The 21,852-nt window shown below is 74.4% G+C and carries 13 protein-coding genes and 1 rRNA gene; 7 read left to right on the top strand and 7 right to left on the bottom strand.

The window, feature by feature from the left end; genetic code table 11:
* Nucleotides 1–36: 36 nt before the first annotated feature.
* On the bottom strand, nt 37–1,533 hold the full coding sequence (locus tag GQS52_RS11315; protein ID WP_259371093.1) for a PrsW family intramembrane metalloprotease: 1,497 nt from the start codon (nt 1,531–1,533) through the stop codon (nt 37–39).
* Nucleotides 1,534–1,852: 319 nt separating this feature from the next.
* Nucleotides 1,853–2,602, bottom strand: a complete 750-nt coding sequence (trmB, locus tag GQS52_RS11310; RefSeq protein ID WP_182316369.1) for a tRNA (guanosine(46)-N7)-methyltransferase TrmB — start codon at nt 2,600–2,602, stop codon at nt 1,853–1,855.
* Between the two features lie 438 nt (nt 2,603–3,040).
* On the opposite strand from trmB, the gene GQS52_RS11305 reads away from it, so the two are divergent.
* Both GQS52_RS11305 and GQS52_RS11300 read left to right on the top strand, forming a co-directional pair.
* Nucleotides 3,041–4,054 (top strand): zinc-binding dehydrogenase, encoded by a 1,014-nt coding sequence (locus tag GQS52_RS11305; RefSeq protein ID WP_182313275.1) that lies wholly within the window; start codon nt 3,041–3,043, stop codon nt 4,052–4,054.
* A gap of 197 nt (nt 4,055–4,251) precedes the next feature.
* Entirely contained in the window at nt 4,252–4,536 is a 285-nt protein-coding gene (locus GQS52_RS11300; protein WP_182313274.1) for an antibiotic biosynthesis monooxygenase family protein, read from the top strand.
* A gap of 88 nt (nt 4,537–4,624) precedes the next feature.
* Here the strand turns inward: GQS52_RS11300 and lhgO are convergent, their stop codons facing one another.
* Both lhgO and GQS52_RS11290 read right to left on the bottom strand, forming a co-directional pair.
* The gene (gene lhgO / locus GQS52_RS11295; RefSeq protein WP_259370713.1) at nt 4,625–5,872 is read right to left on the bottom strand and encodes an L-2-hydroxyglutarate oxidase; all 1,248 of its coding nucleotides are present in this window, start codon (nt 5,870–5,872) and stop codon (nt 4,625–4,627) included.
* Between the two features lie 281 nt (nt 5,873–6,153).
* Entirely contained in the window at nt 6,154–7,545 is a 1,392-nt protein-coding gene (locus GQS52_RS11290) for an MFS transporter (RefSeq protein WP_182313272.1), read from the bottom strand.
* 807 nt (nt 7,546–8,352) lie between these two features.
* Here GQS52_RS11290 and GQS52_RS11285 point away from each other — a divergent pair.
* Nucleotides 8,353–10,491: an asparagine synthase-related protein gene (locus GQS52_RS11285; RefSeq protein WP_182313271.1), complete on the top strand. Its 2,139-nt coding sequence runs from the start codon at nt 8,353–8,355 to the stop codon at nt 10,489–10,491.
* Between the two features lie 289 nt (nt 10,492–10,780).
* On the opposite strand, the gene GQS52_RS11280 is transcribed toward GQS52_RS11285, so the two are convergent.
* Nucleotides 10,781–12,874: a sigma-70 family RNA polymerase sigma factor gene (locus GQS52_RS11280; protein ID WP_182313270.1), complete on the bottom strand. Its 2,094-nt coding sequence runs from the start codon at nt 12,872–12,874 to the stop codon at nt 10,781–10,783.
* Nucleotides 12,875–13,153: 279 nt separating this feature from the next.
* Nucleotides 13,154–13,936: a TetR/AcrR family transcriptional regulator gene (locus GQS52_RS11275; RefSeq protein ID WP_182313269.1), complete on the bottom strand. Its 783-nt coding sequence runs from the start codon at nt 13,934–13,936 to the stop codon at nt 13,154–13,156.
* A 201-nt stretch (nt 13,937–14,137) separates the two neighbouring features.
* Between GQS52_RS11275 and GQS52_RS11270 the strand changes: the two genes are divergently transcribed.
* Nucleotides 14,138–15,544, top strand: coding sequence for an NAD(P)/FAD-dependent oxidoreductase (locus tag GQS52_RS11270; protein WP_182313268.1), 1,407 nt, complete (start codon nt 14,138–14,140; stop codon nt 15,542–15,544).
* Between the two features lie 143 nt (nt 15,545–15,687).
* Nucleotides 15,688–17,532 carry an ATP-binding SpoIIE family protein phosphatase gene (locus GQS52_RS11265; RefSeq protein WP_182313267.1) on the top strand — a complete coding sequence of 615 codons (1,845 nt, stop codon included), beginning with the start codon at nt 15,688–15,690 and terminating at the stop codon, nt 17,530–17,532.
* A gap of 102 nt (nt 17,533–17,634) precedes the next feature.
* Here GQS52_RS11265 and GQS52_RS11260 read toward each other — a convergent pair whose 3' ends face one another.
* Nucleotides 17,635–18,930 carry an MFS transporter gene (locus GQS52_RS11260; RefSeq protein ID WP_182313266.1) on the bottom strand — a complete coding sequence of 432 codons (1,296 nt, stop codon included), beginning with the start codon at nt 18,928–18,930 and terminating at the stop codon, nt 17,635–17,637.
* A gap of 111 nt (nt 18,931–19,041) precedes the next feature.
* Here GQS52_RS11260 and GQS52_RS11255 point away from each other — a divergent pair, with 111 nt between their 5' ends.
* Entirely contained in the window at nt 19,042–19,590 is a 549-nt protein-coding gene (locus GQS52_RS11255) for a MarR family transcriptional regulator (RefSeq protein WP_182313265.1), read from the top strand.
* 547 nt (nt 19,591–20,137) lie between these two features.
* Nucleotides 20,138–21,663 (top strand): 16S ribosomal RNA (locus tag GQS52_RS11250).
* Nucleotides 21,664–21,852 lie beyond the last annotated feature (189 nt).

Genomic DNA, 21,852 nt, shown 5'->3' with positions numbered 1-21,852 from the left:
CCGAGGGGACGTTGTCAGTTTTCCCCTGCTCGCTCATCACCCTTGTCCGCCCCACTGCCCCGGCTGCTGGGGACTGCCCCACCCTGCGCCCTGCCCCTGTGCCGGGCCGGGCTGCGGCTGACCCCAGCCCGCGCCCCACGCCGGGGCGGGGTGACCGCCGGGCCCGCCGGGCCCGGCCGGGCCCGGCGCCTGGCCCCAGCCGGCGGGGACGGCGCCGCCCGGGCCCGCCGCGCCCCAGGCCGGGGCGGGGCCCCAGCCGGGGCCGCCAGGCCCTCCGGTCCCGGGCCCGCCCGGCCCGCCGGGCCCCGTGCCCGGGCCCCAGCCCGGCCCGGCTCCCGGCGGCGGGACGGCGTAGACGCACTGGGCGAGCAGGGGCCGGACCTGCTCCTTGCGCTGCCACAGGTGGTGCAGCAGTTCCTGCTCGCGGGTGGAGAAGTCCGGTCCGGCGATGCCCTTGGCGGCCCGCTGCCGCAGGAACGCCAGGGAGGTGGCGAACGCCTGGTACTCGCGCATCACGTCCACGCCCTTGGGGCCCTGGGTGCGCATGGCCAGGTCGCGGGCGAGCCTGCGGGCGCGCATCGACGACAGGGCGAACGGCTCCGGCCAGGTGAGCCAGCCGGCCGTCGCGTACACCGGCAGCTGCTCGCGGATGGCCCGCAGCTCGTTGTTGCGCGACCACACCGACAGCCAGATCAGGCCGCCGAAGGCGGGCACCATCAGCAGCGCGTACACCCCCAGGAAGCCGAAGGGGCCCAGGGACGCGGAGCCGTTCCACAGGCCGTGCAGCAGCATGCCCGCGAGCAGGCCGCCGATCGGGGCGAGGACGCGCCGGGACTGGCCGCGACGGCTCATCGCCGCCACCCCCAGGCCTATGCCGAGCATGCAGGTGAACAGCGGGTGCGCGAACGGCGAGACGATGATGCGGACGAAGAAGGTGCCCGCGGTCATCGCCCCCGGACCGTCGTTGCCGAGCGCCTGGTCCTCGCCGAACGCCCGCCCCAGGTAAAGGATGTTCTCGGTGAACGCGAAGCCCGACGCGGTGACCCCGGCGAGCACCACGCCGTCCACGATCCCCTTGAAGTGCCGCCGCCGGAACAGGAACAGCAGCAGCACCCCCGCGCCCTTGGCGAGCTCCTCCACCGGCGGGGCGACGAACGTCGCGCCCATCATGTCGGTCTCGCCCGGCGTCGCGGTGACGGCGAACGCCAGCAGTTGGGTGGCGAAGCCGTTGGCGACGATCGCCACCAGCGTCGAGGCGCACGCGCCCCACGCGAACGCGAAGAGCACGCTGCTCCACGGCTGCGGCTCCACCCGGTCGATCCACAGGAACGCCCCGACCACCAGCGGCACCGGCAGCACCGCCAGCGCCAGCCCCACCAGGAAGCCCTCGGTGCCGACCTGCTGCTGCACGATCGCCAGGATCAGCAGCCCGGACAGGGCCAGCAGCACCACCACCGCCCAGATCCGCAGCGCCCTGCTCTCGAAGAACGCGGCGCGCTTCGGGCGGTACCGGTAGTGCCACTGCGCGGGCAGCGCGAACTGCGGCTGCTGCTGGTACTCGGGCACCGGGTGGCTGTGGTGGTGGGCCTGCGGCCGGCTGTCGTCCCGGCCGGGCGGCTGCGGGGACGGCTGCGGAGGCGGATAGGAGGACACCGTACGACCCTAAACGGGTACGGCCGGTCGGTGCGACGGAACGTTCGAGGCCCCCGCCCCGTCCCCGCCCCGCCCGCGCCCCCTCCGGGGGCCGGTCCGGGGCCCGGACCCGCGTCGTCCGAACGGGCCCGCCCCGGCCCCCTCCGGGCCGCCGCGCAGCCTGCGCGGCGCGGCGGGCCGCACGGCCCGCCGCGGACGGCTAACGGCGGCGGAACAGCAGGTCGTTGACCACGTGGCCCTTGGCCAGGCCCTGTCGCTCGAACTTCGTCAGCGGCCGGAAGTCAGGGCGCGGGGCGTAGCCGTCGTGCAGGTTCTCCAGCTCCGGCTCGGCGGAGAGGACCTCGAGCATCTGCTCCGCGTACGGCTCCCAGTCCGTGGCGAGGTGCACGACCGCACCGGACCTCAGCCGGGACACGGCCAGGGCGACGAAGTCCGGCTGGATCAGGCGGCGCTTGTGGTGCCGCTTCTTCGGCCACGGGTCGGAGAAGTACACGCGCAGCCCGGCCAGCGAGGCCGGCGGCAGCATGTCGCGCAGCAGGACGACGGCGTCGCCGTTGGCGACCCGGACGTTGCTCAGGCCCTCCCGCTCGGCCAGATGGAGCAGATTGCCCTGGCCGGGGGTGTGCACGTCGACCGCGAGGATCCCGGTGCCCGGGTCGGCGGCCGCCATGGCGGCGGTCGCCTCGCCCATCCCGAAGCCGATCTCCAGCACCACCGGCAGGCCGGGCATCAGGGCGGCCGGGTCCAGCGGGCTGCCGTCGACCTCCACCCCCCAGCGCCGCCACAGCCGCTCGACGGCGTCCGCCTGCGTCACGGTCAGCCGGCCGCGGCGCGGGTGGAAGCTGCGCACGCGCCGCTCGCCGTGCGAACCGGCCGGGTCGGCGGCCGGGCCGTCGGGGAACAGCGGGTTCTTCAGCACGGCGGTCCCGGCCGGGGCGGGCACGGACACCGGCGAGGGGGACGCCGTCGCGGACGCGGGCGCGGCTGCCGTTTCGGCTGCCGTTCCGGCGTCCGGGCCGACGGCCGCGTCGACGGCCGTTCCGGCGTCCGGGCCGGTGGCCGCGGAAGCGGGAGCGTGGGGTGCGGGAGAGGTAGACACAATGCCCCGATTCTACGGAACGGCCCGCCCGTCCCCGAAGGCCGCGCAGCCACCCCCGGGCCGCCGCAGGCGCCCCCCGGGCTGCCGGAGGCCGCCCTCGGCCCTCCCCGGCCGTCTCCGCCCGCCCGCTGCCCGCGCTCCGCCCGCGTCCGGGTGAACCCCGGCAAGGGGCGGGAAGACCGCTGTGACACGATTTCCGCACCGTCCACGTCGCTCCGCCGGGCCGGGCCCGGCGCCGCCCCGCCCGGGCCTGTCGGGTCCGCCCGCGAACCAGGAGTCCGCCCCCCCATGACGACGATGCGTGCCGCACGGCTGAACGTCCCCACCCGCTCGCTGGAACTGGTGGAGGTCCCCAGGCCCGTGCCGGGGCCCGGCGAGGTGCTGGTCAAGGTCGCCGCGGCCGGAGTGTGCCTGTCCGACGTGCACCTGATTGAGGGGATGCTCACCCCGCTGCACCTCGAGGGCGACACCGTCACCCTCGGGCACGAGACCTCCGGCACCGTCGAGGAGGTCGGGGAGGGGGCCGGCGCCTGGAAGCCGGGCGACCGCGTCCTCCTGCAGGCCGGCCAGCTCACCCCCCAGGGCCGGGTCCTCACCCGCGGCGTCGACTACGACGGCGGCTGGGCCGACTACGCCCTCGCCTCCGCCCACACCCTCGTCGCCATCCCCGACGACCTGCCCTTCGAGCAGGCCGCGATCATCCCCGACGCCGTCTCCACCCCGTGGGCCGCCATCACCGCCACCGCCGCCGTGCGGCCCGCCGAGGCCGTGGGCGTGTGGGGCATCGGCGGCCTGGGCGCGCACGCCGTCCAGCTGCTGCGCCTGATCGGCGCCGCGCCGATCATCGCCGTCGACCCGCTCGCCGAGGCGCGCGAGCGCGCCGAGGCCTTCGGCGCCGACGTCGTCCTCGACCCCGGCGCCGAGGACTTCGCCTCCCGGATCCGCGCCGCCACCGGGGGCCGCGGACTGGCCGCCGCCTTCGACTTCGCCGGCGTCCCGGCCGTGCGCGAGCAGGCCGTCGCCTGCCTGGGGCAGGGCGGACGCCTGGTCCTCGTCGGCCTCACCGACCGGCCCCTGACCATCGCCGACGGCACCCGGTTCAGCTACCTGGGCCAGAAGGTCCTGGGTCACTACGGCTCCGTCGACACCCACGTCGTCGAACTGGTCCGGCTCGCCGGCGCCAAGCGGCTCGACCTGGCCCGCTCCATCAGCGACGTGCTGCCGCTGGACGACGTCGCCGAGGCCGTCCGCCGTCTCCAGGACCACGACGGCTCCCCGGTCCGCCTGATCCTCCGTCCCTGACCCTCCCCGTCGGGGCCCGGACACCCGGAGCGGTCGGACACCCGGATTCCGGACGTGCGCCCGGACCGGCCGGGTGTCCGGACCGTGCGGACGGCAGGGACCGCTGCGTCGTGGGTAGGGGACCCTGCGGACCGCGCACGTCCCGGCGCTCCTGCACCGTGCGCGGCAGCGACCCGTCCACAGGGAGGAACACCGCCGTGATCATCGTTTCCGGGTATCTGCACGTGGCGCCGGAGAAGCGCGACGCGTACGTGGCGGGGTGCCGCGGGATCGTCGAGCGGGCGCGCGCCTCGGACGGCTGCCTCGACTTCGCGCTGTCGGCGGACCAGGTGGACCCGGGCCGCGTCAACGTCTACGAGCGGTGGGAGTCCGACGAGCAGCTCGTCGGCTTCCGCGGCTCGGCACCCGACAGCGCGCCGGCCTCCGAGATCATCCGGGCGCGCTTGTGCAAGTACCGGATCTCCGCGGAGGAAGCGCCCTGAGCCGGACACCGGGGCCGTCCTGTGCCGGTCCCGCGCCGGACACGGGGCGGGACGGCCCCTGGCGCGGGGCGGGACGGCCCCGGGCCGGTCACGCCACGCGGTCCAGGGCGGCCAGGGCGCGACGGGCGACCTCGCGGCCGATGGGCAGGGAGGCGGTCGCCGCGGGCGAGGGGGCGTTGAGGACGTGCACGAACGGGCCGGAGCCGGCGAAGAGGAAGTCGTCGACGAGGGAGCCGTCCGGCAGCACCGCCTGCGCCCGCACCCCGGCCGGCGCCGGCACCAGGTCCTCCTCCCGCACCTCGGGGAGCAGCCGCCGCACGGCCGCCGTGAAGGCCCGCTTCGACAGGGACCGGTGCAGCTCGCCGACCTCCTGCCGCCAGTGCCTGGCGGCGATGCGCCAGGTCCCGGGGAAGCGGGCGGTCTCCGCGAGGTCCCGGACCCGCACGGTGCGCCACGAGTACCCCTCGCGGGCCAGCGCGGGCACCGCGTTCGGCCCGATGTGCACCCCGCCGTCCACTCCGCGGGTCAGGTGCACCCCGAGGAAGGGGAACGCCGGGTCCGGCACCGGGTAGACCAGCCCGCGCACCAGGTGCCGGCGGCGCGGGACCAGTTCGTAGTACTCGCCGCGGAACGGCACGATGCGCATCCCCGGGTCGTCCCCGGCCAGCCGGGCGATCCGGTCGCTGTGCAGGCCCGCGCAGTTCACCAGGCAGTCGGCGCGGAACGTTTCGCCGGAGGCGGTGCGCACGGTGACGCCCCCGCCGGTGCCGCCGCCTGCGCCCCCGCCGGTGCCGTCGTCGCGGCGGATCGCGCGCACCGGGGAGCCGTAGCGCACGTCGGCGCCCGCGTCCCGGGCGAGACGGGCCATGGCCTCGGCGACCTCCCCGTAGTCGCACACCCCGGTCGTGCCGACGTGGATGGCGGCCAGCCCGCGCACGTGCGGCTCGGCCGCCGCCAGCTGCGCCGGGCCCAGCTCCCGCACCGGTATGCCGTTCTCCCTGCCGCGCTGGACCAGGGCGTGCAGCCGGGGCAGTTCGTCGTGCTCGGTGGCGACGATCAGCTTGCCCGTGACCTCGTGCGCGATGCCGTGCCCGGCGCAGAACGCCACCATCTCCGCGGCGCCCTCGACGGCGAAGCGGGCCTTGTACGAGCCGGGCCGGTAGTAGATGCCGCTGTGGATCACCCCGCTGTTGCGGCCCGTCTGGTGCCGGGCCGGCCCCGGCTCCTTCTCCAGGACGGTCACCCGGAGCCCGGGCGCGGAGCGGGTGAGCGCGTAGGCGGTGGACAGTCCGACGATGCCGCCACCGACCACCAGTACGTCACACCTGCGACTCAACGCGACTCCAACCCTGTTCTCGGCACGGCGGCACCAGTCTCCCCGGTGACGTCGCTCTCCGCACCGCCGCCCGGGCAGATGCCGGGGGCAAGGGGGACGGGTGATCCCGATGATGACCTGCGCCACTGACACCGCGGTCAAACACATGATCCAGGAAACCGCCGCCCGGGCGCCTGCACGGGCGGCGGACAGGCGCCTGCACAGGTGCCGGACGGCGGCCCACCGGACGGCGGCCCCGGTCGGGCCCGGACGGTCGGGCCGGGGCCGCCGGGCCCGGACGGTCAGGCCGGGGCGGCCAGGAGGGGGCGGGCGCGTTCGCGCAGTTCGATCACCCGGGGTTCGTGCCCGTAGGGTTCCAGACGGTGCAGCAGGTCCTTGACGTACTCGGTGGTGCGGGCGGAGGAGATCCGCCCCGCGACCTCCACCGCCCGCACACCCGCGGCGCAGGCCGCGTCCAGGTTGCCCGACTCCAGCTCGGCGACGGCCGAGACGACCAGGCGTAAACCGTGCGAGCGGACGAACTCCTCCGTCGGCCGGGCCAGTGCCTGCTCGGTGAACCTGCGTGCCTCGCGCGGCGATCCCAGGTCGCGGTAGCACTCGGCGGCGTCGGCGGCCAGCCGGTCGTAGGAGTAGAAGTCGAGCCAGGCCGGGTCCTGGTCGCCGTCCCGGGAGCGCTCCAGCCACATCTCGGCCGAGGCCAGCGCGGCCGCGGACGCCGCCGCGTCCCCTGCCTTGGCCTGGGCCCGCGCCTCCACCAGCCGGAAGAAGCTCATGGTGCGGGCGGTCGCCAGGCCCCTGTTGCGCTCCACGGCGGCCTGGGCCAGGTCCACGCCCTCGTCGGCGAACCCGCGGTAGGTCGCCTGGAGGCTCATCGACGCCAGCACGTACCCGCCCAGGGGCACGTCCGCCGCGGCCCGGGCCAGCCGCAGCGCCTGGATGTAGTAGCGCTGCGCGGCCTCCTGCTGACCGGTGTCGAACGCCATCCACCCGGCGAGCCGGGTCAGTTCGGCCGTCGCGCCGAAGAGCGAGCGGCCCACCTCGTCGCTGTAGGAGCCCAGCAGCAGCGGCGCCGCCTCGACCCGCAGGCACTCCGGGACCATGCCCGAACGCCAGTCGCCGCCGCCGTACTTGGAGTCCCAGCGACGCGCGTCCTCGGCGGCCTCGCGCAGCTTGCCCACGTCCGCGTGGCCCACGCGCAGCGCCGACGAGTCCGCCTCGTGGCGCTCCACCGAGCCGTCGGCCGGGGTGATCAGCCAGCGGGAGGCCGGCGTCGCGTAGGCGGTCACGGCGAACGAGCCGGCCAGGAAGTCGCGCCGCCCGGTCAGGTCCAGCCGGTACAGGTCGGTCGCCGACCGCACCGCCTCGCGCACGTCGCGGGGGAACGCCAGCCCCACCTCGGGCGCCGGGTCGGAGTCGGCCAGGCCTATCTCGTGCAGCGGGACCGGGCGGCCCAGCTTGTTGCCTATGGCCGCGGCGATCAGGTGCGGGGCCGCGCCCTGCGGCACCATCCCCTTGCTGACCCAGCGGGCCACCGACGTCTTGTCGTAGCGAAGCGTCAGACCCCTTTGCGCACCGAGGTCGTTGACCCTGCGGGCGAGCCCGGCGTTGCTGATCCCGGCCAGGGCCAGTAGGGTGCCGAGCTTCTCGTTCGGTCCTCGCGGTCCCCTAGACATACGCACTCCTCACAGAACCGACGGGCGACGACGCAGGAAGACGGGGAGGGGAAGGGGCGGAGGCGGGGACCGCCGGCCCCCGGACGTGCGGGCCGGCGGGCGGGCCGGCACGGGGACGGGCGCGCGGACGCGTCCCGCCCAGCACCGGCACGGCCGGCCCACTGCTCGGCCACGTGTCCTGCCACCCCCTCGGTGCCGCGGCGCTCGCCCCGGTCGGGCACATGCTCCTGGGACGTTCCGTACCCCGGGTACACCCAGGGTAGTTCGCCGCATCCCCGCCGTTAAGAGGCGATGTCCCGGATGGCGGGATTCGGTGGTCGAACCGCCGGGTGTGCCCCCGTCCCGTGTGGCCGTGCGCCCTTACGTGCGCTCTACTCCCGTCCCCCGGCGAAGCGTTTCGATGAACCACGTGGGTCGGCCCATCCCGCTACTGCGGCCAACGAACGGCGGGGCGGGCCGGGGGACTCCGCCGTCACCATCCCCGCGGACGGCGGACCGGTCCGGGGGGCGTGCGGACGCCTCCCGGGCCGCGGGACCACCCGCACCACCCGCACCGGACGCCCCGCGCCGGGCGCGCGGCACCCGCCGGTACCGGAAACCGGCGCCGCGCAAGGCACTTCGGCGACCTTGGCGCAAAGCCGACGGTGCCCGGGCAGGGGCCAGGGGCTGTGCGCCCGACGCACGAGCCTCCCGTTCAGCCTGCCCGCACACACCCTCATCCACTCCGCCCCGTGGCAGCATGTTGTCCTGACGGGGCGGCAACACGACCTGCCGTCACGTCGGTTGTCCACACCCGTGGAGGCGGCGATGCGGTGGTTGGTGGGGTGGAGCAGCGCACCCGCGGGCCCGTTCGACCAGAACGGGGGGCGCACGGTGCTGCCCGTGGGGGCGCAACTCCTGTGGGACGGACCCGACCCGCTGTGGGCGGTCGGCGACTGGCGGCCCGACGAGATCCGCGTGGTCGAGGCCGGCCCCGTCACCGTGCGCCCCGGCAGGCAGGGCCCGGGCCCGTACGACGACCGCCGCCCCGGCCGCGGCACCCCCGGCCGCCACGGCGAACCCGCCCGCCTCGCCGTCCTCGGGCACTGCCGCGCCTCCGACGACGAACTGCGCGTCGGCCTGTTCGCGGCCCGCGGCGGCGCCCTGCGCCACCTCACCTCCTGGGCCGGCGGGTACACCGCGGTCCTGCAGACCGGCCGCCGCATCAGCATCCTTGGCGACCTGGCCGGCGCCCGCCCGGTCTTCCACACCCGCTGGCGCGGCGGCACCGCCTACGCCACCGCCGCCCTCCCGCTCGCCGACCTGATCGAGGCCGGGCTCGACGTCACCCACCTCGCCGCCCTCCTCGCCTGCCCCGACTCCCCCGAGGCCCTCGGCGACACCACCCCCTACCTCGGCGTGCGCCGCCTCCCCGCGGGCCACGCCCTCGTCATGCGCGAGGGCACCCCGGAGATCACCGGCTACGAACCCGCCGCCTCCCTCGCCTCCGGCCCCGTCCAGCACGACGCCGGGCAGGCCGTCGACGGAGTGCGCGACGCCCTCGTGGACGCCGTCCGCGCCCGCCTCGAACAGCCCCGCCACGTCCCCGCCCCCGGCGAGGCGCCCGCCCCCGGCATCGGCGCCGACCTCTCCGGCGGCAGCGCCTCCGCCACCCTCGCACTCCTCGCCGCCGGCCTGCCCGGCAACCCCGGCACCCTCGTCGGCCGCGCCGCCGGGGGAGCGGGCAACGGCTCCCGGCTGCTCGCCGTCACCTTCAACGACCTGGCCACCGGCGGCGAGGCGGGCCGTGACGCCGAACTCGACCGCGCCCGCCTCATGGCCGCCGACCCCCGCCTGCACCACGTCGTCGTCCCCGGCGGCGCCGAGGCCCTGCCCTTCGCCGACCTCGAACGCGTCCTCGACGGCCCCCTCACCGACGAACCCGGCCCCTCCCTCGTCACCGCCGAACGCCACCGCCGGAGACTGGCCGCGGGCGGCGCCGACCACCTCGTCGGCGCCGGCGCCCGCCAGGTCCTCGACGCGCACCCCGCCCGGCTCGCCGACCTCCTCCTGGACCGGCAGCGACGCCACCTGCTGCGCCCGGCCGCCGCCCTCGCCCGCGCCGAGGCCCCGGGCGCACACGCCCTGCTCGTCCCCCTCACGGTCTACCGGGCCGCCCGGCGGCTGGCCCGCACCCCTTACCGGCAGGGCGTGGAGGAAGCCGCCGCCCGCCTGCTGGAGCGGCGCTTCGACACCCCCGGCGAGAGTGCCCGCCAGGTTCTCGACGCCTCCCTGGCCGCGCTCACCTGGAGCCGCCCCGGCCCCGCGGCCCGCTGGCTCACCGGCGAGGCCCTGGCCGAAGTATCGGTTCGCCTCCAGGACGCCGCCGCCCGACCCGGCCAGATCGAACGCCCCGGGGTCCGCCGCGCCCGCGCGGCCCTCGCCCGCCACGCCGCCGACCACCGCGTCCTCGAACAGGCCGCCGAGGTCCGCGGCCAGCGACTGCACGCCCCCTTCCTCGACAACCAGGTCGTCCGGGCAGCCCGGGCGCTGCCCACCGCCCTGCGGGTACGGCCCGGCGCCCGCGCCGAAGTCCTGAAAACGGTCCTCGCCGGCAGCGGAGTGCCCGAACTCCCCCCGGGCTGGGGCGCCAACACCCGCGCCTCGGCCGTCATCAGCGCCCGCGCCGGCCTGCGCACCGCAGTGGGCGACCTGCTCGACCTCTTCCACACGCCCCTGCTCGCCGACGCCGGCCTGGTCGACGCCCGCGTGGTCGGCAGGGCGCTCCTCGACGCCGCCGACGGCGAGCCGCTGCCCCTGGACGGACTCGCCGAACTGGTCTCCACGGAAGTGTGGCTGCGCCGGCTCCTCGCCCGCCGCGGCTCCTGCTGGACCGGCACCGAAGCCCCCCGGCGCCGTGCCGTCGCCGGCGGCGTCACCCCCACCAGACCGCGGCTGCCCCTGTAGGGGGAACCCCTCGGGGACGCCCGCGCCCGCCGGGACGCCCGTACCCTGCGGGGGCGCCCGTACCCCGCGGGGGCGCCCGTACCCCGCAGGGCAGACGCCTCCACGGGTGGGGAGACGTGCCGTGCGCGGTGAGCGCGGCGGCCGCAGTGCGCGTACCCGGCGGTGGTGTACGGGTCCGTCAGTGGTGCGCGTGCCCGGCAGTGGCCGCGGTGCACGGCCCGAGTGGTGATCCCCCCGGCCGGTCGGCAGCCGGGTGAACGCGCATGGAAAGCCGCACGGAATCCGGGGCCTAACCGCACTCGATGCTCGTGTCCACCCAGTCCGCCAGGGCGGACACGCGCGGGGAGTTGTTCCGGTCGACGACCAGCCGCACGGTCTCGCGCCCCGCCAGCGGCACGCGGAACGCCACCGCGGCCTCCCCGTCCTTCACCAGCCCCGAACGCCACAGCCGGACGCCGTCCGCGTACACCGAGAAACGGGCGGCCCCGCCCTGCTCGCCCAGGTCGTCCATGCCCACGGAACCGCCGTAGGCGCTGCACGCGCGGCCGAGGTCGATCACGATCGACGACGGGGCCCGCACGGAGACGCCCCGCCCGTAGCGGGTGCCCCCGACGCTCGGGTCCAGGCGCGGCACGCCCCCGCCGTCCTCACCCGGCCGCACGGACGGACCCGTCCCGTCCTCGTCCTCCGCCCCGGCCCCGCCATGGAGCAACTCGTCGAGGGGGTAGACGCCCGGTCCCGGCGCCGGGGGGCCGGAGGACACCGACGGGCCCGTGGCCGTCGGCGACGCGGACGTCTCCGCCGGGACGGCGCCCGTGTCCGCGAGGGAGGGCCGGACCCCGGCCCCCGCCCGGACGGTTCCCGGGAGCCGCACGGAAGAGGGGGCGGAGGCGGGGGCCGTCGTCGGCGTCCGGCCGGGCGGGGCGGTGAGCGGGGGCCGGAACCCCGGCCCCGGCGGCGCCGGCACGGACGGCAGCCCGGGCGCCGCGCTTCCGCCGGCCCCCTCCCCGCCCCCCGTCCCCTCGGACGGGGGCCGTGAAGCGGCAGGGGCCGAGAGCGGGGGACCGGTCCTCGGCACGGGGACCGGGGAGCCGCGTTCCGCCAGGCCGTAGGCGATCCCGCCCGCTGCCGCGGCTGCGGCCATCCCGAGCCCGATCTTCAACGGCAGGGCGATCCCCTCGGCCACCGCCACGGCACCGCCACCCGCCACGGCACCGCCCCCGGCCGCCGCGCCGACACCACCCGCACCCACGGCGCCGACCCCCATCACGCCCGCGGTCCCCGCGGCCCCGGCCGCTCCCGCTGCCCCGGCCGCCTTCACCGCGTACGAGGCCGCGGCCCAGCCGATCACCGCCACCGGCAGCACGGCCCTCAGGCACGCGTTCACGTCGGCCAGTTCCACGTACGCCGCCCGGCACCGCCCGCACCCGTCCAGGTGCCTGCGCAGGTCCCGGCCGGCCCGCAGGCCCAACGCCCCCCGCGCGTAGGCGCCCAGACGGTCCGCGTGCCGTCCGCAGCTCTCCTGCGCCGTCAGCGAGGCGTTCACGTGGGCCTGCAGGTACGCCTGGCGCAGACCCTCCCGCGCCCGGTGCGCCAGGACCGCCGTGGCGTTGGCCGTCAGCCCCAGCAGCGGGGCGACCTCGCTCGGGGACTCCTGCTCGACGGCCGTGTGCCACAGCACCGCCTGCCACCGCTCGGGCAGGCTGCGGAACGCCTGCACGGCCATCGACCGCTCGGCCTCGAGCATCGCCCGCACGTCGGCCCCCGGACCCGCCAGGGGCCACGGGCCGCCGCCCGGGGAGGGGGCCCCGTCCGTGGCGGAGGCGTCCCCGGGGGCGGGTGCCCTGCCGGTGGAGGTGGCGGCGAACACCGCGAAGTCCTCGACCAGTTGCTCCTTCCTGGCCGTCCTGCCCCAGGAGGCGGCGACCCGGCGCACCACCGTCATCAGGTAGGCGCGCACCGCGGAGTCGGGCCCGGACCCGGCCCGCACCGCCTGCAGGGTCCGGGCGAACACCTCGCCGGTCAGGTCCTCCGCGGTGTGCGGGTCCCGGCAGCAGGCGTGCGCGTACCGGCGCACGGCGTCCGCGTGCCGTCGGTACAGCTCCTCGTAGGCGCTGTCGTCCCCGCCGCGCACCCGCCGGACCAGTTCGGTGTCGGACGGCGGAACCCCTGTGCCGGGCGGGTCGCCGGGCAGGTCGGCGGTGCCGTCGCCGGGCGGCAGGGCACCGCCGTCGCCGGGCGGCAGGGCCGGGGAGACCGCGCCCGGGCCGCGCTGCCGCGGTATCCGAACGGGTGCGGGCGGTCTGCCGTCCGTACCCGGGTCGCCGCCGCCGTCGGCGTCGGCGGCCGGGGGTTCTCCGCGTTCCTCAGCGCCCAAGGCCACGCCCTCGCACACCCTCACCGTGTCCGCGAAGACACGGACAGCCCAAAACGTCGTGCAAGAGTGGCACAGGAGGCCGCGGCCCGCGCCGGAGAAGAGGGCAGGTCACCCGTTCGTGGAACCGGTGGACCGCAGAGGCGGGAATTCACCCGAACGAGGAGAGCCGCCGCCCGGCACCGCACCGCCCAGCCCCGGCCGAACCCGGGCCGGGCCCGGGCCGAACCCGCCGGAGCCGGGCCCGTCCGCTCCCGGGCCGGGCCCGTCCGCCCCGTACGCCCGCCCCTATGCGCCGGGGCGCGAGCGCAGCCCGTCCAGCAGGATCTCCAGCACCCGCGTCGAGGCGGCCGCCTGCTGCGCCGGGTCCGGCAGCGAGGGCGCCGCCGTCGCGATCACCAGCAGGACGTCGGCCACCGTCACGTCCGCCCGCAGCTCGGCGGCCGCGTGCGCCCGCTCGACCAGCCGTCCCACCACTTCGAGCAGGGCCGCCGCGCCCTCGTCGGCCACCGCGGGGACCACGTGCCCGGCCGCGCCGCCGGGGTCCTCCGCAGGCTCCTGCCGCTGCTGCGGCACCCGGCCGTCGGCGACCGCGCCGGCCTCCAGCACCTGCGGCGGCAGCAGCCGCCCGGCGCCCGAGGCCACCGACGTCCGCAGGAAGCTCGCCAGCGCCGACCACGCGTCGTGCTCCTGGACCAGCGCCGTCCGCGCCTGCTCGGCCAGTCGGGCGGTCTCCTCCTCGGCTATCCGCTTGACCAGCACGTCCTTGCTCGGGAAGCGGCGGTACACCGTTCCCACACCCACCCTGGCCCGGCGCGCCACGTCCTCCATCGGCGCGCCGTAGCCCGACTCGCCGAACACCTCGCGCGCCGCCCGCAGCACGTGCTGCAGGTTGCGCTGGGCGTCCACCCGCAGCGGGGCCGCCGCGGCGGGCTGCCCCGACGCGACCACCGACGCCTTCGCGACCGGTGAAGCCTTCGCGGCCGGCGCCGTCTTCGCGGCCGGCAGCGTGTTCGCCACCGTCGGTGTCGCCACCACGGCCGCACTCCACTGGGAATCCTGAATCCTCATGCATGTCCCCCCGGTATGACCGTCTCCCCCCGGAGACTCCCCACCCCTGAACACCGCCGCGACGCCCGTGCGACCGACGGGTTACGAACATAGTTGAGGCACAGGGATCAAAGAAGGGTGTTTGTGCTTTGAACGTTTTCCTTTGTGCCGCACGAGGACGCGGTGTGGACAAAACCCACTGCGGCCGTGCGTCATGTACGGGTGAAGGAGACGGTACGGATTCTGGTCGTCGGCGGCGGCTACGTCGGCATGTACACAGCGCTGCGTCTGCAGAAACGACTGAAACACGAAATCCGGTCCGGTGAGGCGGAGATCGTCGTCGTCGAACCCCGCCCGTACATGACCTACCAGCCCTTCCTCCCCGAGGCCGCGGCCGGGACCGTCTCCCCCCGGCACGTCGTCGTCCCCCTGCGCCGCGTCCTGCCGGGCTGCCGCCTCCTCGTCGGCGAGGTCCGCCGCATCGACCACGCCCGGCGCACCGCCACCGTCTCCACCCCCGCCACCGAGGAGACCGGCGGCGAGGACCTCCGCCTCCCCTACGACCTGCTCGTCCTCGCCCCCGGCTCGGTCCCGCGCACCCTCCCCGTACCCGGCCTCGCCGAGCACGGCATCGGCTTCAAGACGGTCGAGGAGGCCATCGGGCTGCGCAACCACGTCCTCGAACAGCTCGACATCGCCTCCTCCACCCGCGACCCCGCCGTCCGCGAGGCGGCCCTGACCTTCGTGTTCGTCGGCGGCGGCTACGCGGGCGTCGAGGCGCTGGCCGAACTCGAGGACATGGCCCGCTACGCCTGCCGCTACCACCCCGCCCTCACCCCCGACGACATGCACTGGATCCTCGTCGAGGCGACGGACCGCGTCCTCCCCGAAGTCGGAGGGGAGATGGGCCGCTACGTCCTGAGCGAGCTGCGCGGCCGCAACGTCGACGTGCGCCTGGAGACCCGCCTCGTCTCCTGCGAGGACCGCCTCGTCGTCCTCTCCGACGGCTCCCGCCTCCCCGCCCGCACCCTGGTGTGGACGGCGGGCGTCAAGGCCCACCCCGTCCTGGAGTCCACCGACCTGCCCCGCGACGCCCGGGGCAGGCTGCGCTGCACCGCCGCCCTGCGGGTGCAGGGCACCGAAGACGCCTGGGCGGCCGGCGACGCCGCGGCCGTGCCCGACCTGACGGTGGCCGGCCCGGCCTCGCCCGGCCGCCACGGGTCCGGCCGGGGCACCGGGCCCGCCGGGGAGTGCGCCCCCAACGCCCAGCACGCCCGCAGACAGGCCAGGACACTGGCCGACAACATCGTGGCGCACCTGCGCGGCACCCCCCAGAAGGAGTACCGTCACCGCTACGCCGGATCGGTCGCCTCGCTCGGGGTGCACAAAGGCGTGGCCCACGTGTACGGCCGGAAGGTGAAAGGCCGCCCCGCCTGGCTCATCCACCGCGGCTACCACCTCAGCCGGATGCCCACCTTCAACCGCAAGGTGCGCGTCCTCGCGGAGTGGACCCTGGCCGGCCTGTTCAAGAGGGAGATCGTCCCGCTCGGCTCCCTCGAGCACCCGAGGGCGGAGTTCGAGGCCCAGGTCCGGAGGGGCGAGGGCCCCGACGGGGGAGCCGGCACGTGAACCCGCCCGCGCGCCCGCGACCGGGGAAAACACGCGGGGACCCGGGGCGGCATTCCCCACCCGGCACATGTCCGCCACACTTGGCGGCTGACCATGCGTGTCCCCACACGTGCGACGAGTGACAACCGCGAGGAATCGGACGTTTGAACCTCACGCGCTGGAGCGCCCGGCTCCCAGGAACGCAACGACGCGGCAGCGCCGGACCCCGGCGCGCCGACGCCTCGTCGCAGCCCGTCCCCGCGGCCCGCGGCGACCGCGCCGGCCGCACGGACGGGACGGACGGGACGGATCCCTCCGCCCCGCCCGGACCCGCCGACCCCCCGGAACCACCGGGGCCCTCCCCGGCGCTTTCCTCCGGGGGCGCCGACGTCCACGGCATCCTCGGCAGCCTCCCGGCCCTCATCGCGGTCACCCACGGGCCCGACCACCGCCTGGCCTACGTCAACGACGCCTACGCCGAGATGTTCGGCCGCCGCGAACCCGGGTCGCCCGCCCGCGAGGCACTGCCCGAACTCGAGGAACTCGGCCTGCTCTCCCTCATGGACCAGGTGTACCGGAGCGGCAAACCCCGCACCGTCACCGCCCGCAGGGTCCCCCGCCCCGAACCCGCGGACGGCCCCGCCCCCCTGCCCGGCTACTTCAGCTTCACCTGCACCCCCGTGCGCCCCGGAACCCCCGCCCCAGCGCAGGGGACCCCGGGACGCAAGCAGGACCGGCCCGCCGCCGCGGCCCCGCCCGCCGCCGGCTCCCGGCGCTCCCGGATCCGGCCCGGCCGCAGGAGCGCCTCCGGCGACCACCACGGCGTCCTCGTCTTCGGGGCCGACGTCACCGACCAGGTCCGCGCCGCCGAGCGGCTCCGCATCAGCGAACGCCGGCAGCGCGAGGCCGCCGTCACCCTCCAGCGCAGCCTCCTGCCCCAGGAGCTCGAACAGCCCGACGACCTGATCGTCGCCGCCACCTACCGGCCCGGAGGCACCGACGCGGCCGTCGGCGGCGACTGGTACGACGTCATCACCCTCGGCGGCGGCCGCACCGCCCTCGTCATCGGCGACGTGATGGGCCGCGGAGTCCGCGCCGCCGCCGTCATGGGCCAACTGCGCACCGCCGTCCGCGCCTACGCCCGCCTCGACCTCCCCCCGCACGAGATCATCCAGCTCCTGGACGGCCTCGCCGCGGAGATCGACCCCAGCCAGATCGCCACCTGCGTCTACGCGGTCCACGACCCCAACGACAACCGTCTCGTCTACGCCACGGCCGGCCACCTGCCGATCCTCGTCAAGGACGCCGACGGGGCCGTCCACCGGGCCGACGAGCCCAACGGCCCGCCCCTGGGCACCGGCGGCTGGCTCCACACTTCCGGCTCCGTCCCCTTCGGCCCCGGCGCCACCGCCGTCCTCTACACCGACGGCCTCGTCGAACGGCGGGGCGAGGACATCGACGAAGGCGTCAACTCGCTCATGGACGCCCTCGCCGGCGCCACCGGAGCACCGCAGGTCGTCTGCGACCGCCTGCTGCGCGCCCTCGGAGTCGGCGACGACCACGACGACGACGTCGCGGTCCTCGTCCTCCAGCACCCCGAACACCAGGGACCCGACGCCGAACTGTTCCGCAACGCCTCGCTCGACCTCCTCGGCGGCGTCGAAGCGGCCCCCCACGCCAGGGCCTTCGCCTCCGGCGTCCTCGCCAGCTGGCGGTTCGCCGACGAGCTGCGCGAACTCGGCGTGCTCGCAGTCAGCGAGCTCGTCGGCAACTCCCTCCAGCACGGCACCCCGCCCATGCGCCTGCGGCTGCGCCGCACCGACCACCGACTGATCATCGAGGTCACCGACGCCGACGAGCACCTCCCGCGCCGGCGCCGGGCCGACCCCGTCGACGAGGCCGGCCGCGGCATCTCCATCGTCGCCACCATCGCCTCCGCGTGGGGCTGCCGCCGCATCCCCGGCGGCGGCAAGTCCGTCTGGTGCGAGTTCGCCCTGCCCCGCAGCTGACCCGCCACCGCACCCGCACCCGCACCCGCGCCGACGGCAGACGCGGCCGGCCCTGCCGCCGCGTCCCGCGTCCCCCCGCCCGCGGGTTCCCCCGCCGGTTCCTCAGACGGCGGCCGGCACGGACCGCGCCTCACCGGCCGGCACGGCGGCGGACCCGACCGCGGCAGGAATCCCGCGGAACGGCTCGTCCACCGAGGCCGGCAGCCACCGCCCCAGCCGCATGCCCAGCACCACGATCAGCAGCGAGCACCCCACCAGCGCCGCCAGGTACGGACCGAACAGCCCGGCCCCCGCCAACGCGCCCCCGAAGGCCGGGCCCACGGCCAGCGCCAGCTGCTTCACCAGCGCGAACGTCGCGTTGTACTGCCCCAGCAGGTGAGCGGGCGCCAACTCGGCCACCATCGGGCCCACCGTCGGGGACAGCAGGACCTCACCCAGGCCGAACAGCGCGTAGGTGCCGATGATCGCGCCCGTGGCCACCACCGCGTCGTGCCGCAGCACGCCGGCCGCCGCCGCGATCAGCCACGCCAGGGCCCACACCACACCGACGCTCGCGATGACGCGGCTGCGCCGACGGCGCTCGACGAACCGCAGCACCAGGAACTGCGCCACGACGATCACCCCGGTGTTGGCCGCGAGCGCCACGCCCAGCGTCGCCGGGGTCACCCGGACCACCTCGGTCGCGAAGGCCGCCATGCCGGACTCGAACTGCCCGTAGCAGGTGAAGAACAGCACCGCGCCCAGCACCGACACCCGGACCATCGCCTTGTCCCGCAGCATCACGCGCCAGCCGCCGCCCAGCGCGGGCCCCTGCACCTGGGAGGGCGAGTCCGGCAGGTGGACGGACTTCGGCAGGCGGACCGAACCGGCGACCAGGGCCAGGACGACGAACATGGCCGCGTCGATGGCGAAGAGGAGGGTGAAGCTGCCCGGGTGCGCGGTGTCGACGATCTGCCCGCCGAGCAGACCGCCCAGTCCCAGGCCCAGGTTGACCAGGAAGAACTGGGTCGCGAACGCCCGTGACCGGGTCGCCGGGGTGGAGCACCAGACGATCATCGTGGCCAGGGCCGGCTGCACCATCGCCATGCCCGCGCCCAGCAGCACGGCGGCGGCCATCACCGTCGGCGCCGTCGTCGCCAGGCCGAAGCCCATGGCGCCCACGCCGGCCGCCAGGGCGCCGGCGATGAGCACCGGCCGCGGCCCGCGGCTGTCGACGGCCCGTCCCACGAACGGCAGGACGAGCAGTGCGGAGACCGCGAAGGCCGAGAAGACCGCACCGGCCGTACCCGCGCCGATCCCGCGGACCTGCGCCACATAGACGAACAGGAACGGCACCGTGAAACCGTTGCCGAACGCGCCCAGGGCGTTGCCCACCTGGATCCGACGCAGCGCGTCCATCCCTCACCTCTTCCACCAGTCGAAGCTAAACACTTAAGACCTAAAGTTCGAAGCTAAACACTACACACCGCAAGCCTTTAGGTCGAATCAGTTGCGTGTCATACTCGCCACATGACTGCCGACGAGCCCCAGGAACTCGACCTCGAGGAACAGATCGCCGCCTACCAGCGCGAGTTCCCCGACATGGACCCCCAGGTCGAGACCGTCATCTCCGCCCTGCAGCGCCTCAACAGGCGGATGAGCGTCGCCTACTGCCGGCAGACGGCCGAGCTGGGCATCACCAACGCCGAGTGGGAGGTGCTCAAGGCGCTCGTCCTGGAGGGCAAGCCCTACCGGCTGGGCCCGGGCGAGCTGGCGAAGCGACTCGGCCTCACTCCGGCCGCCATGACCCACCGCATCGACAAGCTGGTCGCCGAGGGGCTCGTCAACCGCAGTCGCGACGAGAACAACCGGGTCCGGGTGAACGTCGAACTGACCGCCACCGGTCGTGACAAGTGGATGGACGCCATGCGCCTCGCCACCCGGTTCGAGGCGGACCTGCTCCAGGACCTCGACCAGGGGGAGCGGGCATCGCTGGGCGAGGTCCTGACCCGCCTGCTCCGGAGAGTCGAGGCGGACCAGCCCGATGCGGGCGGCAGACTCGCCGGCCTCGACACTTGACGCGGGGGTGCCGGGTACGTAATGTTCTCCGGGTTGCCCCGTGTGAGAGCCGACTCCGGTCGGTCCCCGGGCAGCCAATCCGAAGGAAACATCAGCGGCGTCCGTCGTGGCGTCGTCGTGTTTTTTCTTCGGGTTGCGGTGGAAACGGAAACGCTCGATTAGACCGGGCGGGACGGAATCCGCTAAAGTCTCACTCGTCGGAACGGCCGGAAAGGGCCGGGTCGGCAAACCCTCCCAGCGGGGGCCGGGAACGCGAAAGCGGGTCTGGTAGGCTGGGAAACACGAAGGGAAAGCCCGGAGGAACCGGTGAGACGGTTCCGAAGGAAGCTTCCGTTCCTTGAGAACTCAACAGCGTGCCAAAAGTCAACGCCAGACTATAAAACACCCCGGGCAGTCGCCGGAAGTCTTCTTCCGGGTGCTGCTTGAGGTTCCTTTGAAAAAGTCCTTCCGCGGGCAGTGCCGGCGGGAGGCGACACACAGCGAGGACGCTGTGCGCGGGCCGGATCATTCCTTCGGCCTGCGCCGCTCTGCCGCGATGTTTCATACATTCACGGAGAGTTTGATCCTGGCTCAGGACGAACGCTGGCGGCGTGCTTAACACATGCAAGTCGAACGGTGAAGCCCTTCGGGGTGGATCAGTGGCGAACGGGTGAGTAACACGTGGGCAATCTGCCCTGCACTCTGGGACAACCCGGGGAAACCCGGGCTAATACCGGATACGACCCTCCAGGGCATCTTGGGGGGTGGAAAGCTCCGGCGGTGCAGGATGAGCCCGCGGCCTATCAGCTTGTTGGTGGGGTGATGGCCCACCAAGGCGACGACGGGTAGCCGGCCTGAGAGGGCGACCGGCCACACTGGGACTGAGACACGGCCCAGACTCCTACGGGAGGCAGCAGTGGGGAATATTGCACAATGGGCGCAAGCCTGATGCAGCGACGCCGCGTGAGGGATGACGGCCTTCGGGTTGTAAACCTCTTTCAGCAGGGAAGAAGCGCAAGTGACGGTACCTGCAGAAGAAGCACCGGCTAACTACGTGCCAGCAGCCGCGGTAATACGTAGGGTGCGAGCGTTGTCCGGAATTATTGGGCGTAAAGAGCTCGTAGGCGGCTTGTCGCGTCGGTCGTGAAAGCCCGGGGCTTAACCCCGGGTCTGCGGTCGATACGGGCAGGCTAGAGTTCGGTAGGGGAGATCGGAATTCCTGGTGTAGCGGTGAAATGCGCAGATATCAGGAGGAACACCGGTGGCGAAGGCGGATCTCTGGGCCGATACTGACGCTGAGGAGCGAAAGCGTGGGGAGCGAACAGGATTAGATACCCTGGTAGTCCACGCCGTAAACGTTGGGAACTAGGTGTGGGCGACATTCCACGTCGTCCGTGCCGCAGCTAACGCATTAAGTTCCCCGCCTGGGGAGTACGGCCGCAAGGCTAAAACTCAAAGGAATTGACGGGGGCCCGCACAAGAGGCGGAGCATGTGGCTTAATTCGACGCAACGCGAAGAACCTTACCAAGGCTTGACATACACCGGAAACTGGCAGAGATGTCAGCCCCCTTGTGGTCGGTGTACAGGTGGTGCATGGCTGTCGTCAGCTCGTGTCGTGAGATGTTGGGTTAAGTCCCGCAACGAGCGCAACCCTTGTTCTGTGTTGCCAGCATGCCCTTCGGGGTGATGGGGACTCACAGGAGACTGCCGGGGTCAACTCGGAGGAAGGTGGGGACGACGTCAAGTCATCATGCCCCTTATGTCTTGGGCTGCACACGTGCTACAATGGCCGGTACAATGAGCTGCGATACCGCGAGGTGGAGCGAATCTCAAAAAGCCGGTCTCAGTTCGGATTGGGGTCTGCAACTCGACCCCATGAAGTCGGAGTCTCTAGTAATCGCAGATCAGCATTGCTGCGGTGAATACGTTCCCGGGCCTTGTACACACCGCCCGTCACGTCACGAAAGTCGGTAACACCCGAAGCCGGTGGCCCAACCCCTTGTGGGAGGGAGTCGTCGAAGGTGGGACTGGCGATTGGGACGAAGTCGTAACAAGGTAGCCGTACCGGAAGGTGCGGCTGGATCACCTCCTTTCTAAGGAGCACACGCCAGTCACGGGCGAACGCCCCGTGATGGTCGCTCATGGGTGGAACGTTGACTATTCGGCATCGTGCGGGTTCTCCCCGCTCCCAGTACTGCCCGCTTGCGGGTGTGGAACGGGGCCGGGAGGGTCGGGCGGTGCCGGGCGCGCTGTTGGGTCCTGAGGGAACGTGAGTTTTCTCA

It is taken from the genome of Streptomyces sp. SCUT-3 (assembly GCF_014083985.1).
Taxonomy (GTDB): domain Bacteria; phylum Actinomycetota; class Actinomycetes; order Streptomycetales; family Streptomycetaceae; genus Streptomyces_H; species Streptomyces_H thermolineatus.
Note: the sequence above shows the minus strand (reverse complement) of the source record. Positions and strands in the feature narration are given on the sequence as shown.

What these genes read in the sequence shown, in the direction of transcription:
- GQS52_RS11305 (WP_182313275.1), top strand. Translation starts at nt 3,041, where the DNA reads ATGACGACGATGCGTGCCGCACGGCTGAACGTCCCCACCCGCTCGCTG.
- GQS52_RS11290 (WP_182313272.1), bottom strand. Translation starts at nt 7,545, where the DNA reads ATGTCTAGGGGACCGCGAGGACCGAACGAGAAGCTCGGCACCCTACTG.
- GQS52_RS11285 (WP_182313271.1), top strand. Translation starts at nt 8,353, where the DNA reads ATGCGGTGGTTGGTGGGGTGGAGCAGCGCACCCGCGGGCCCGTTCGAC.
- GQS52_RS11255 (WP_182313265.1), top strand. Translation starts at nt 19,042, where the DNA reads ATGACTGCCGACGAGCCCCAGGAACTCGACCTCGAGGAACAGATCGCC.
- GQS52_RS11275 (WP_182313269.1), bottom strand. Translation starts at nt 13,936, where the DNA reads ATGAGGATTCAGGATTCCCAGTGGAGTGCGGCCGTGGTGGCGACACCG.
- GQS52_RS11260 (WP_182313266.1), bottom strand. Translation starts at nt 18,930, where the DNA reads ATGGACGCGCTGCGTCGGATCCAGGTGGGCAACGCCCTGGGCGCGTTC.